Origin of the sequence: Actinomadura chokoriensis, assembly GCF_039529475.1 — a bacterium.
Lineage (GTDB): Bacteria > Actinomycetota > Actinomycetes > Streptosporangiales > Streptosporangiaceae > Spirillospora > Spirillospora bangladeshensis.
In genome coordinates, this window is sequence record NZ_BAAAMW010000033.1 from 19,875 (window position 1) to 32,962 (window position 13,088).

12 protein-coding genes are annotated in these 13,088 nt (G+C 73.2%); 6 read left to right on the plus strand and 6 right to left on the minus strand.

Going from position 1 to position 13,088, the window contains the following annotated elements; all coding sequences use genetic code 11:
* The first annotated feature begins 37 nt into the window (after positions 1-37).
* Both ABFX46_RS39290 and ABFX46_RS39295 read left to right on the plus strand, forming a co-directional pair.
* Positions 38-1,297, plus strand: coding sequence for an MDR family MFS transporter (locus ABFX46_RS39290; RefSeq protein ID WP_346049088.1), 1,260 nt, complete (start codon positions 38-40; stop codon positions 1,295-1,297).
* Between the two features lie 32 nt (positions 1,298-1,329).
* Positions 1,330-3,111 (plus strand): NAD+ synthase, encoded by a 1,782-nt coding sequence (locus ABFX46_RS39295; RefSeq protein WP_346049089.1) that lies wholly within the window; start codon positions 1,330-1,332, stop codon positions 3,109-3,111.
* A gap of 6 nt (positions 3,112-3,117) precedes the next feature.
* Here the strand turns inward: ABFX46_RS39295 and ABFX46_RS39300 are convergent, their stop codons facing one another.
* From ABFX46_RS39300 to ABFX46_RS39310, 3 genes are all read right to left on the minus strand, one after another.
* Entirely contained in the window at positions 3,118-5,220 is a 2,103-nt protein-coding gene (locus ABFX46_RS39300) for a SpoIIE family protein phosphatase (protein ID WP_346049090.1), read from the minus strand.
* 137 nt (positions 5,221-5,357) lie between these two features.
* Positions 5,358-5,945, minus strand: a complete 588-nt coding sequence (locus tag ABFX46_RS39305; RefSeq protein ID WP_346049091.1) for a TetR/AcrR family transcriptional regulator — start codon at positions 5,943-5,945, stop codon at positions 5,358-5,360.
* A 15-nt stretch (positions 5,946-5,960) separates the two neighbouring features.
* Positions 5,961-7,526 (minus strand): MFS transporter, encoded by a 1,566-nt coding sequence (locus ABFX46_RS39310; protein WP_346049092.1) that lies wholly within the window; start codon positions 7,524-7,526, stop codon positions 5,961-5,963.
* A 145-nt stretch (positions 7,527-7,671) separates the two neighbouring features.
* On the opposite strand from ABFX46_RS39310, the gene panB reads away from it, so the two are divergent.
* Entirely contained in the window at positions 7,672-8,523 is an 852-nt protein-coding gene (gene panB, locus ABFX46_RS39315; RefSeq protein WP_346049093.1) for a 3-methyl-2-oxobutanoate hydroxymethyltransferase, read from the plus strand.
* Between the two features lie 62 nt (positions 8,524-8,585).
* Here panB and ABFX46_RS39320 read toward each other — a convergent pair whose 3' ends face one another.
* Positions 8,586-9,698, minus strand: coding sequence for a potassium channel family protein (locus ABFX46_RS39320; RefSeq protein WP_346049094.1), 1,113 nt, complete (start codon positions 9,696-9,698; stop codon positions 8,586-8,588).
* Positions 9,699-9,810: 112 nt separating this feature from the next.
* Positions 9,811-10,515 carry an NADPH-dependent F420 reductase gene (gene npdG, locus ABFX46_RS39325; RefSeq protein ID WP_346049095.1) on the minus strand — a complete coding sequence of 235 codons (705 nt, stop codon included), beginning with the start codon at positions 10,513-10,515 and terminating at the stop codon, positions 9,811-9,813.
* Positions 10,516-10,607: 92 nt separating this feature from the next.
* Between npdG and ABFX46_RS39330 the strand changes: the two genes are divergently transcribed.
* Positions 10,608-11,210 carry a hypothetical protein gene (locus tag ABFX46_RS39330; protein ID WP_428831364.1) on the plus strand — a complete coding sequence of 201 codons (603 nt, stop codon included), beginning with the start codon at positions 10,608-10,610 and terminating at the stop codon, positions 11,208-11,210.
* A gap of 17 nt (positions 11,211-11,227) precedes the next feature.
* Here the strand turns inward: ABFX46_RS39330 and ABFX46_RS39335 are convergent, their stop codons facing one another.
* Entirely contained in the window at positions 11,228-11,404 is a 177-nt protein-coding gene (locus ABFX46_RS39335) for a hypothetical protein (RefSeq protein ID WP_165965176.1), read from the minus strand.
* Between the two features lie 68 nt (positions 11,405-11,472).
* On the opposite strand from ABFX46_RS39335, the gene map reads away from it, so the two are divergent.
* Complete coding sequence (gene map, locus ABFX46_RS39340) at positions 11,473-12,324, plus strand: type I methionyl aminopeptidase (RefSeq protein ID WP_346049097.1); 852 nt, start codon at positions 11,473-11,475, stop codon at positions 12,322-12,324.
* Positions 12,325-12,382: 58 nt separating this feature from the next.
* Entirely contained in the window at positions 12,383-13,072 is a 690-nt protein-coding gene (locus ABFX46_RS39345) for a ComEA family DNA-binding protein (protein WP_346049098.1), read from the plus strand.
* Positions 13,073-13,088 lie beyond the last annotated feature (16 nt).

The window sequence follows — 13,088 nt, forward strand, 5'->3', positions numbered from 1 at the left end:
TTACCGCGCGCGCGGCGGACGCCCCACCATCGGGCGGGTGACCACTGTGGAAGACGCTCCCGTCGCGCCCGGCCCGGGCAGGATCGCGGCGTTCCTGCACCCGCGCGTCGGCGGGTTCCCGCGGCCGTTCTGGGTGCTGTGGGCGGGAACCCTGCTCAACCGGCTCGGCACCATGGTCGAGCCGTTCCTCGGCCTCTACCTGACGACCGTGCGGGGGCTGTCGCTGGCGCAGGCCGGCGTGGTGATGGCGGTGCTCGGCGCGGGCTCGCTCGGCGGCCAGATCGCCGGCGGCCTGCTCGCCGACCGGCTCGGCCGGCGCGCGACGCTGACGCTCGCGACCGTCGGCACCGGCGCGGCGATGCTCGCGCTCGGCTACGCGCAGGGGATCGCCGCGATCGTCGCGGCGGCGCTGCTGCTCGGCGTCCTGCTGGACATGTACCGGCCCGCCGCGCAGGCGATGGTGGCCGACATCATCTCCCCCACCGAGCGGCCGCGCGCGTTCGGGCTGCTGTTCTGGGCGATCAACCTCGGCTGGGCCGTCGCGATGGTGCTGGGCGGGACGCTCGCGCAGCAGGGCTTCCTGTGGCTGTTCTGGATCGACGCCCTCACCTGCGCCGGGTTCGGGGTGCTGGTGTGGCGCGCGATCCCGGAGACGCGGTCGCGGGACGTCCGGGCGGAGAAGCGCGGCGGGTTCGGGCGCGCCCTGCGCGACCGGGTCATGGTCGGCTACGTACTGGTCACCCTCGTGTACACGTTCGTGCTGATGCAGGGCATGACGACGATGCCGCTCGCCATGAAGGAGGACGGGCTCGGGCCGCAGGCGTACGGCCTCGCCATCGCCGCGAACGGGGTGCTGATCATCATCGTCCAGCCGCTGGTGAACGCGTGGCTGGCCCGCCGCGACCACAGCCTGGTGATGGTCGCGGGGTTCGTCCTGGTCGGGATCGGCTACGGGCTCACCTCGCTCGCCTCGACCGTCCTCGCCTATACCGCGACGATCCTGGTGTGGACGCTCGGGGAGATCACGGCGGCGTCCGTCCTGCAGGCGGTCGTGGCCGACCTCGCCCCCGCCGACCTGCGCGGCCGGTACGGCGGCCTCTACGGGATGGCGTGGTCGGGCGGCTTCCTGCTGGCGCCCCTCGGCGGCACCCAGCTGCTCGGCACCGGCGGGGCCGCCGCACTATGGCTGACCTGCGCGGCACTGGCCTTCGTGGCGGCGGCCGCACAGCTCGCCCTGGCCCCCGCGATCAGGCGCCGCAGGGCCCTCGCGCTCGACACGCACTTCTCGTCAAAGTGACGAAACCACCTCCGGCGTTTTACCCTGGGAGCGTGGCACAGCTCAGGATCGCGCTCGCGCAGGTGAACCCGACCGTCGGCGACCTCGACGGCAACGCCGACCTGATCGTGGAATGGAGCCGGCGCGCCGCCGACGCGGGCGCGCACCTGGTCGCCTTCCCCGAGATGATGCTGACCGGCTACCCGGTGGAGGACCTCGCGCTCCGCGCGTCCTTCGTCGAGGCGTGCCGGCGGGCCCTGGACCGGCTCGCCCGCCGCCTCGCCGACGAGGGCCTCGGCGACCTCCCCGTCGTCACCGGCTACCTGGACCGCCGCTCCGTCGGCCTCGTCCGGTCCGGTCAGCCCGCCGGAGCGCCCCTCGACGCCGCCGCGTGGCTGCACGACGGCGAGGTGCTGGTCCGCTCGGCGAAGCACCACCTGCCGAACTACGGCGTCTTCGACGAGTACCGCATCTTCGTGCGCGGCGACCGGCTGCCGGTCGTCCGCGTCCACGGCGTCGACGTCGCCACCGTCATCTGCGAGGACCTCTGGCAGGACGGCGGCCCGGTCAGCGTCACCTCGGCCTCCGGCGCCGGGCTGCTCCTGTCCATCAACGCGTCCCCCTACGAGCGCAACAAGGACGACGTCCGCCTCGACCTGTGCGCCGAGCGGGCCCGCGAGGCCGGCTGCGCCCTCGCCTACGTCAACATGGTCGGCGGCCAGGACGAGCTCGTCTTCGACGGCGACTCCGTCATCGTCGGCCCCGACGGCACCCCCCTCGCCCGCGCGCCCCAGTTCGTCGAGCACCTCCTGGTCGCCGACCTCGCGCTGCCCGCCGCGGAGGCGTCCGAGCCCGGCCGCACCCCGGTCGACGCCCTCGACGGCACCACGATCACCATCGACCGGCACGTCCTCACCCCGGACCCGCTGCCCGCCTACCCGGTGCTGCCGCAGACCGCCGCCGAGCCCATGGACGACCTCGCCGAGATCTACGCGGCCCTGGTCCTCGGCACCCGCGACTACGTCCGCAAGAACGGCTTCCGCTCGGTCGTCCTCGGCCTGTCGGGCGGCATCGACTCCGCGCTCGTCGCGACCATCGCCTCCGACGCGATCGGCCCGGAGAACGTGCACGCCGTCCTGCTCCCCAGCCGCTACTCCTCCGAGGGCTCCGTCGTGGACGCCGAGGACCTCGTCAAGCGCCAGGGGATCAACTCGAGCATCGTCCCCATCGCCGACATGGTGGAGGCGTTCGAGAAGCACCTCGACCTGCACGGCCTCGCCGCCGAGAACCTCCAGGCCCGCATCCGCGCCAACGTCTGGATGGCCCTGTCGAACGAGCACGGCCACCTCGTGCTGACCGGCGGCAACAAGAGCGAGCTCGCCACCGGCTACTCCACCCTCTACGGCGACTCCGCCGGCGGCTTCGCCCCCATCAAGGACGTCTTCAAGCTCACCGTCTGGGACCTCGCCCGCTGGCGCAACACCCAGACCGGCGTCGACCTGCCGTTCCTGCACCCGTTCGCGCAGGAGCCCGTCCCCGAGGCGATCATCGTGAAGGAGCCGTCCGCCGAGCTCCGCCCCGGCCAGCGCGACCGCGACTCCCTCCCCGAGTACACGGTCCTCGACCCGGTCCTCGCCGACTACGTCGAACGCGACATGGGCCGCGAGTCCCTCATCGCCGCCGGCCACGCCCCGGACCTGGTCGACCGCGCCATCCGCCTGGTCGACCTGGCCGAGTACAAGCGCCGCCAGTACCCCCCGGGCCCCAAGATCACCCCGAAGAACTTCGGCCGCGACCGCCGCCTCCCCATCACCAGCCGCTGGCGCGAGAGGTAGCGGGTCTCAGCCCCTGTGGTGGTTCTCGCCGGGCCAGGTCTCCTCCGGCCAGGCGGGGACCTGTTCGGACGCGTCGGGGTCTATGCCGGGGACGATCTGCTCGCACCAGACGACCTTGCCGGCGGCGGTGCGGCGGGTGCCCCAGCGGTGGGCGAGCTGGCTGACGACGAGGAGGCCGCGGCCGTTCTCGTCGTCGTCCTCGGCGCGGCGGAGGCGGGGCAGCGCGGCGGACCGGTCCAGGACCTCGCAGACGAGGGTGCGCTCCAGGAGGAGGCGCAGCACGATGGGGCCGGGCGCGTAGCGGAGCGCGTTGGTGATGAGCTCGGAGGCGAGGAGCTCGGTGGTGTAGTCGAGGTCGCCGAGGCCCCACTCCTCCAGCTTGGAGCTGACGAGGCCGCGGGCGCGGCGGACGGCGGCCGGGTCGGCGGGCAGCGTCCAGGAGGCGTAGCGGTCCTCGGGGAGGCGGCGGAGGCGGGCGATGAGGACGGCGATGTCGTCGCGGTGCTGGTCGGCGTAGACGCCGGCGAGGGTCGCCTTGGCGAGGTCCTCCATGGGGCGGTCGACGGAGTCGGGGCCGAAGATCTTCTGCAGCCGGGCGAGGCCGTCGTCGATGTCGCGGCCGCGGTTCTCGACGAGGCCGTCGGTGTAGATGACGAAGAGGCTGCCGTCCTCGACGGTGAACTCGCGGCTCTCGATGGCGGCGCCGCCGGCGACGCCGAGCGGCGGGGCGGGCGGGACCTGCAGGTACTCGTTGTCGCCGGCGGGGGTCGCGAGCAGCGGCGGCAGGTGCCCGGCGGACGCGATCTCTATCGTGCCGGTCGTCGCGTCGTACACCGCGTACACGCAGGTGGCGAAGTGCGGCTCCTGCTCGCCGAGCTCGATCATCAGCTCGTGCATGACGTGCAGCGCGTCGGCGGGCGGCAGCTCCAGGTTCGCGAGGGTGTGCAGCGCGGTGCGGAGCCGGCCCATGGTGACGGCGGCGCGGACGCCGTGGCCGGCGACGTCCCCGACGATGAGGGCGACGCGGGCGCCGGGCAGCGCTATCGACTCGTACCAGTCGCCGCCGACCTCGACGAGCTTGCTGCCGGGCAGGTAGCGGTGCCGGACCTCGACCGAGGACGGCGCCGACAGCCGCAGCGGCAGCAGGCTGCGCTGCAGCGCGAGGGCGGTGGAGCGCTCGCGGCTGAACTTGCGGGCGTTGTCGATGACGATCGCGGCGCGGGTCGCGAACTCCATGCCGATCTCGACGTCGTAGGCGTCGAACTTGCGGAACCCGGGGACGCGGGTGCAGGCGATGAAGCCGAGCAGGGTGTCGCGCGCGATCATCGGCAGCAGCACCATCGACACGTCGGACAGCAGGTCGCCGGCCGGCCCGCGCCGCCACAGCCGGCCGATCTCGCTCGCCGCGTCCACCGTGACGTGCGGCAGGTGGACGGGCCGGGCCGTCTCCATGACCTGCCGGTACGGGGTGCCCTCGGGGAAGACGAGCACCTCGCCGACGGGGAACGTGGACGTCCAGGCCGGGTTGCCGTCGTCGGAGGTGACCGCTATGCGGCGCAGCACCGCCGACCCCGACTCGCTGTGCACCTCGTCGGAGGCGACGAGGCTCTCCAGCACCAGCACGGACGCGGCGTTGCAGTAGTGCGGGACGACGACGTCGACGAGGCCGCGGGCGGACTGGTCGAGGTCGAGGGACGCGCCGAACCGGGTGAGCTGGTCGTCCATCAGCGCGCGGCGCATGAGGGCCGGGTCCTGGTAGCGCTCGCTGGGCGGCAGCTCGACCCGGACGAACAGCAGCGCGGCGGGCGCGGGGCCGCCGACCATCGGCTGCACGGTGACGAGGGCGTTGCCGGACCCCCCGTCGCCGCGCAGCACGGTCATCACGCCGTTGCGCTCCTGGTCGCCGACCTCCAGCAGGGCCTCCAGCTCGGCCTTGGCCTCGTCCCCCACCAGGTCGGTGGCGGGACGGCCGATCAGGTCCTCTGGGGCCCGGCCGAGGACGGCCCGGGCGTTCGGCCCGCACTGCACGATCCGCCTGGCACCGTCGATGCCCAGGACCAGGGTCCGGGACGCCGAATCGGTGGCGGGCGCATCGCCTCGCGGCGCCATGACGGATCTCACCTGACGCGCTCCAGACAGCCGGTCGTCTCAGCACTACCCAGCGACAGTATGGGGCATGACCCCCTCGCGGTGGGAGAAGATCACGGTTACCGTGCCGAAATCGCTTCGGATCCGTCGCCCGCGCGTCACCGCGCGGGCGCTCCGATGCCCCGCATGAGGGTGTCGACGACGGCTTCGGCGTGCCCGGCGGGGACGGTCTCCTGCGGCCTGCGCGGCAGCAGCGAGCCGAGCAGCATCGTCATCGCCACCTCCACGTCGAGCCCGGCGCGCAACTCCCCGGTCTCGACGCCGCGCCGCAGCACCCGGCGGACGATGTCGCGGCGCGGCTCGATGATGTCGCGCTTGTAGCGGGCGTACAGCTCGGGATGCTTCTCGGCGCCGCCGGCGACGTTCCAGAAGCAGCGCGAGTACCGGTTCTTGCGCTCGTCGGTCAGCGCGCGCGCCAGTTCGACGAGGTCGTCCCGGACGGATCCGCCGGACGGCTCGGGCAGCGGGGCCTTCGCCGCGCCGAGCGCGTCCAGGATCAGCGCGTCCTTGCTGGGCCAGCGCCGGTAGATGGTCGTCTTCCCGACGCCGGCCCGGGCGGCGACCGCCTCGATGGACAGCCCGGCCAGCCCCGGCTCCTCGGCGAGGAGGTCGAGGGCCGCCTCGATGATGGCCTTCTCGGCGCGCTCGCTGCGGGGCCGTCCGCCGCGCCGCTCGGTCTCGGTCATGGTTCCCTCACGCTCTCACACCCCGGCCTTCTCCGGCCGCCGCGGCGCGTCGGCCTCCGCAGCGGGGGCGGCCTGGGCGCGTCCCGGCATCCATGTGAGGACGACCAGCGCGCCGAGGACGGCGATGACCGCCGCGGCCGCGGACGCGGTGTGCATGGCGTTGACGAACGCGATGTCGGCGTGCCCGGCGAGCCGCTCCCCGGCGGCGCCCAGCCGGGCGGCCACGGCGTGCGCGCCCTCGATGGACTCGCCGGCGGCCTCCCGGGCGCCGGCGGGCAGCGCGGCGAGGTCGCCGTCCAGGTCGCGGCGGTAGACGGAGGCGACGACGGACCCGAGCACGGCCACGCCCATCGCGACGGCGACCTGCCGGGCGACGTTGTTGATGGCCGAGCCGGCGCCCGCCTTCTCGCGGGGCAGCGCCGACATGACGGACTCGGTCGCGGGCGGCATGACGTTGGCCATCCCGGTGCCCTGCACGAAGAAGATCGCGCCGAGGATCCACATCGGGGTGTCGGTGCCGACGAACCGGTAGCTCGCGAGCGCGGCGGCGACGAGCAGGAGGCCGGTCGTGCAGACCGCCTTGGCGCCGAAGCGGCGGACCATCTCGGCGCTGCGCGGCGCGAACGCCAGCTGGGCGATCGCGAACGGCAGCACCATCGCGCCGGACTCCAGCGGGGTCAGCCCGCGCACCGACTGCATGTAGAAGTTGGCGAAGAAGAACACGCCGCTCGCGGCGAAGAAGCACAGCGCGATGGACGCGACGGCGGCCGACATCCGCGGGTCCCTGAACAGCCGGACGTCGAACGCCGGGGACGAGGAGCGCGCCTCGTGCGCGACGAACAGCGCGATGACGGCGGCACCGGCGAGGATCGGGCCGAGCACGGAGAGCGCCAGCCAGTCGCCCTTCTCGCCGCCCTGGATGATCCCGTAGGACAGCACGACCAGGCCGATGACCGACAGCACGACGCCGAGCGGGTCGAGCCGTCCGGGCTCGGGGTTGCGCGACTCGGGCACGAGGAACGCCATGAGCGTCACGCCGACCGCGATGACCGGCACGTTGACGAGGAAGACCGAGCCCCACCAGAAGTGGGCGAGCAGCAGGCCGCCGGTGAGCGGGCCGATCGCGACGCCGAGGCCGACCGCGCCGGCCCAGATGCCGATGGCGCGGGCGCGCTCGGCCGGCTCGAAGACGTTGGTGATGATCGACAGCGTCTGCGGCATGACCGCGGCGCCGCCGAGGCCCATCAGCGCGCGGGCGTAGATGAGCTGGTCCGGGGACTGCGCGTAGGCCGACACCAGCGAGGCGAGGGCGAACACCGCCATGCCGCCGATGAGCACGCGCTTGCGCCCGATCCGGTCGCCGATCACGCCGAAGGTGAACAGCAGGCCCGCGAAGACGAGCGTGTAGGAGTTGATCGACCACTCGAGCTGGCTCTGCGTGGCGCCGAGCCCCTTCTCCGGGTCGGCGATGGTCTTGAGCGCGACGTTGAGGATGGTGTTGTCGAGCACCACCACCAGCAGGCTCATGGTCAGCACGCCGAGGATGTACCAGCGGCGCCGCCGGATCGTCTGGGGGTCCATGTCGATACGCAACGGTATCGTTTCGGAACTTGTTCCCGGCCGCCCGGAATCGGGAATCGCGGGGGTTCCCGAATCGTTTTCCAAGTGGCACGATCGGAGCTGTCTGGGTACGCCACCGTGGCGCCTCAAGACGGGAGGATCCCGCATGTCTTCTTCTGCCATGCCCTCGGCGCAGCCGACCGCACTGTACGGCGGTACGAGCGGACGCAGGGTGACCGTACGCGACATCGCCGCCGCCAAGGAGCGGCACGAGAAGTGGCCGATGCTCACCGCGTACGACGCGCTCACCGCGCGGGTCTTCGACGAGGCCGGCATCCCCGTGCTGCTCGTCGGCGACTCCGCGGCGATGGTCGTGTACGGCTACGACTCCACGATCCCCGTGACGGTGGACGAGCTGATCCCGCTCACCGCGGCGGTCGTGCGCGGCTCCAAGCGCGCCATGGTCGTCGCCGACCTGCCGTTCGGCTCCTACCAGACGGGCGTCGGCGAGGCGCTGACGACCGCCACCCGCTTCATGAAGGAGGCGGGCGCGCACGCGATCAAGCTGGAGGGCGGCCGCCGCGTGATCCCGCAGGTGGAGTCGCTCGTCTCCGCCGGCATCCCGGTCATGGGGCACCTCGGCCTCACCCCGCAGTCGGTGAACGTCTTCGGCGGCTACCGGGTGCAGGGCCGCGGCCAGGACGGCGACGAGCTGATGGCCGACGCGAAGGCGCTGGAGGCCGCGGGCGCGTTCGCGCTCGTCCTGGAATGCGTCCCCGCCGACCTCGCCTCCCGCGTCACCTCGTCGCTGTCGATCCCGACGATCGGCATCGGCGGCGGCGCCGGGACCGACGCGCAGGTGCTCGTCTGGCAGGACATGGCGGGCCTCACCCCGCACACCGCCAAGTTCGTGAAGAAGTTCGCCGACCTGAACACGCTGCTCGGCGAGGCCGCCCGCGGCTACGCCGACGAGGTCGTCGGCGGCGCCTTCCCCGCCCCCGAGCACTCCTACCGCTGAGCCCCGCCCGGAGACCCGGCCGCCCCCCGCAGCCCGCGGGGACGCGGCCGGGTCTTCCCGCGTCAGCGGCCGGACGCGCGCGACGCGCCCGCCCCGTCCCCGTCCTTGTCCCCGTCCCCGTCCTTGTCCTTGGCCGCGGCCCGCAGCCGCGGCGACGAGCGCACCACGATCAGCCGGTCGCCGGCTTCGAGCGTCGTGCACTCGGGGTGGTCGAACGGCAGCGTCCGGCCGTCCCGGACGACCGCGAGCGCCGGCTGGCGCACCGCGCCGAGCGACCCGCCGACCTCCTCCGGGAGCACCTCGCGCGACACCAGGTCGAGGCCGCTGCCCTGCTCCAGGAGGTCCTCGATGACCTCGCTGACGCTCGGCTGGCTGGTGGACATCCCGAGCAGCCGCCCCGCCGCCTCCGACGAGGTCACCACGCGGTCGGCGCCCGACTGCCGCAGCAGCGGGGCGTTCTCCGACTCGCGCACCGACGCCTGGATGCCGGCATGCGGGTTCAGCTGCCGCGCGGTGAGGGTGATCAGCACCGCGGTGTCGTCGCGGGCGCTCGCCACCACGATCTCGCGGGCCCGCTGCACCGCCGCCTGCTTCAGCACCGAGCTGCGGGTCGCGTCCCCGACGATGCTGACGAACCCGGCTTCCGCCGCCTCGGCGACCACGCGCGGGTCCGGGTCGACGACGACGATGGAGTCGCGTTCGACGCCGGTGCTCAGCAGGGTCTTGATGGCGCTGCGGCCCTTCGTGCCGTAGCCGGCCACCACGATGTGGTCGCGCACGCGTGCCCTCCAGCGTGACTTGCGCCAGTCCTCGCGGGTGCGTTCCGCCAGGACCTCCAGGGTCGTGCCCACGAGGACGATGAGGAACAGCACCCGCACGGGGGTGATGAAGACGATGTTGACGAACCGCGCGGCGTCCCCGACCGGCGTGATGTCGCCGTAGCCGGTGGTGGAGACGGTGACCGTCGCGTAGTAGAAGGCGTCCAGCAGCGACAGCTCCCCGTCGCCGCTGTCGCGGTAGCCGCCGCGGTCGGCGTACACGACGGCGACCACGGCGAACAGCAGCAGCAGCGCGATCCCGACGCGCTTGGCCACCGCGCGCAGCGGCCCCGTCGTCGACGAGGGCAGCAGCACCAGCGGCCGCCGCGCCGCCTCGGGATCGTTCAAGCTCGGCACCGGACCGAGCTTAAGGGAGCCCCTTCCCTTCTGGGGGACGACCCCCCGGCCCCGCGGAAGTGCCGTGTGACCGGCGCCCTCCATTCCGCTGGCGCTCCATTCCGGTCACCGGTCACACGTCGGTGATGCGCAGGCCGGCGTGGGCCTTGTAGCGGCGGTTCATGGAGATGAGGTTGGCGGTGAACGCCTCGACCTGGTGGGCGTTGTGGAGGCGGCCGCCGTAGACGCCGCGCATGCCGGGGATGCGGCCGGCGAGGGCCTGGACGAGGTCGGTGGCCTCGCGGTCGTTGCCGAGGACGAGGACGTCCAGCTCCATCTCGTCCACGCCGGGGTCGAGCAGCAGCTTGGCGGAGACGTGGTGGAAGGCGGCGACGACGCGGCTGTCGGCCAGCACGGCGGCGGCCTGCTCGGCGGCGCTGCCCTCCTCGACCGGCAGCGCGAACGCGCCCTTGCCCTTCTCGAAGCCGAGCGGGTTCACGCAGTCCACGACGATCTTGCCGGCCAGCTCGGCGCGCAGCGACTCCAGCGTGGCCTTGTGGCCGTCCCACGGGACGGCGACGACGACCACGTCCGACCGCCCGGCGGCGACCGGGTTCTCCGCGCCGGAGATCCGCAGGCCGTCCCGCTCGGCGGCCAGCTCGGCGGCGGCGGCCTGGGCGCGCTCGGCCCTGCGCGACCCGATCGTCACCGTGTGCCCGGCCAGCGCGAACCGGCGCGCGAGCCCCTTGCCCTGGTCGCCGGTGCCGCCGAGGATGCCGATCGACAGGCCGCCGACGTCGGGAAGGTCGTAGGGCGTCTTCTGCTGCTGCTCAGTCATGGCGCCGAGTCTGCCAAACCCGGTCCGGCGGGCGGTGCCCAGGGCTCCCGCATCGCCGAAAACGGCCTGATCAGCGGCTCCGGTGCGGCACCATGGTGCCCGTGGACGCCGAGCAGATCACCATGTTGCGCGAGGTCCTGTCGACGACGGGCTGGCTGGAGCGGACCGGGGAGTTCGCCCGCGCGCTGCGCACCACCTCCCGGACCCCGGGCGGGCTGCTGCTGGTCGGCACGCCCGGCGGCGACCCGTGGCACCTGGCGGCGCACCTGGACGACGAGAGCCGGCTCGGCGGCGCCCCCGGCCTCGCGCCCACGCTGGTGCGCTGGACGCCGCCGCCGAACGCGCCCGCGCACCTGCGCGTCGGGCTGGAGCGGCTGGAGGCGGCGCGGCGCGGCGAGACGCTGTTCGTCGTCGCCGAGGAGGACGCGCCCGTCCCGCTGCTGGAGCGGGTCGACGACGCGCGCCGCACCGGCGCGACCGTCCTCGCGCTGGAGGGCGGCGACCGGGAGCTGCGGGGCCTCGCCCATGAGGCGCTGACCGTCCCGAAGGACGAGGCGCTCATGTCGTTCGACGGCGCGCAGCACCTCGTCAGCGCGGCGGCCGGGCAGGAGCCCGCGCGCACTCCGCGCGGGCTCCGCCACCGCCTCGCCAAACTGCTCGACGCCGTGTCGGGACCCGTCGTCGACCAGCGGTGAGGCGGCCGGCCCCGGGTCTAGTCCTCGTTCTGCTTGCGCCACGCCTCGTTGCGCTCGCGGGCGAGCGCGAGGGCGTTCGCGGCCTCCCCCTCGGACGCGTACGGGCCCATGCGGTCCTTGCCGGGGCAGCCCGCCCCGTGCTCGACCTTCATGTGCTTCAGGCAGAACCACCAGTCGCCGTCGTCGTCCGCCATCGGCGCTCCTCTCGATCGCGCTCGGACGGGATTCGTTGCCCCGATCCCGCTGACTACACTCCATCACTATGACGACCCAGCTGCTCCGGCCCGGACACGTTTCACCGATGCGCAAGGTCCCGTCGAGCATCCCGCGGCCGGAGTACGTCGGGAAGAAGCGGCCGAGGACCGGGGAGCCGGACGTCAAGACCCCCGAGATCATCGAGCGGATGCGGGTGGCCGGGAAGATCGCGGCGCAGGCGCTGCAGGAGGTCGGCCGGCACGTCCGGCCGGGGATCACCACCGACGAGCTCGACCGGATCGGGCACGAGTACATGCTCGACCACGGCGCCTACCCGTCCACGCTCGGGTACCGGGGGTTCCCCAAGTCGCTGTGCACCTCGATCAACGAGGTGATCTGCCACGGCATCCCGGACGACACGGTCCTGCGCGACGGCGACATCATCAACGTCGACATCACCGCCTACATCGACGGCGTGCACGGCGACACCGACGCGACGTTCCTGTGCGGCGACGTCGACGAGGAGTCGCGGCTGCTGGTGGAGCGCACCCGCGAGGCGACCATGCGCGGCATCCGCGCGGTCAAGCCGGGACGCGCGCTGAACGTGATCGGGCGGGTCATCGAGTCGTACGCCAAGCGGTTCGGGTACGGGGTCGTCCGCGACTTCACCGGGCACGGGATCGGCACGACGTTCCACTCCGGCCTGGTCGTCCCGCACTACGACGACCCGAGCGCCACGACGATCATCGAGCCGGGGATGACGTTCACGATCGAGCCGATGCTGACGCTCGGCTCCCACGACTACGACATGTGGCCGGACGGCTGGACGGTCGTCACCAAGGACCGCAGGCGCACGGCGCAGTTCGAGCACACGCTGCTGGTGACCGACGACGGCCACGAAATCCTCACCCTGCCGTGACAGTCCTGTTGATCTAGGGTCCGATTCGCCCCCTTACCGGCCGGGAGACTCTCTAGAGATGAACGCCCCAGCGCCGTACGAGCCGCGGGTTCCGTCCGACAGCATGCCGCCGGGGCGGGCCGCGCTGAGCGTGACGTGGGCGGCGCTCCCGTTCCTGACCCTCGGCTACGCGACGCCGTTCACGTTCGCGGCGGCGGCGCTGTGGCGGCGCAGCGTGCACCTCGTGGTGTCGACGGCCGCGTACCTGGGCGTGTTCGTGGCGGCGATGTTCCTGCTCCCCGGCATCGGCAAGGACGACGGCACCGAGCGGACGGTCGGCGTCCTGCTGTTCGTCCTCGCGGTGGTCGGCTGCGGCCACGCGTTCCTGATCCGGCGCCGGGTGTTCGACCCGCACGGGCTGTCGGCGGTCGACAACGAGGCCGTGGTGGAGCGGGTCAAGCGGCGGCGGCTGCTGCGGGAGAAGGCGCGCGAGCTGGCCGCGGCCGACCCGGGCCTCGCCAAGGAGCTGCGGATCGGGCGTCCCGACCTGCCGCGCCAGTACAACGACGGCGGGCTCGTCGACGTCAACCACGCCCCGGCGGAGGCGCTGACGCTGCTGCCCGGCATCACCCCGGAGCTGGCGGGGAAGATCGAGCGGGTCCGGGAGGAGGCGGGCGGCTTCATGTCCGCGGAGGAGCTGTCGGCCGTGGCGGGGCTGCCGCCGTCGCTGACGAGCGACCTCGCCGACTACGCCGTCTTCATCCGCTGATCTCGGGTATGCACCC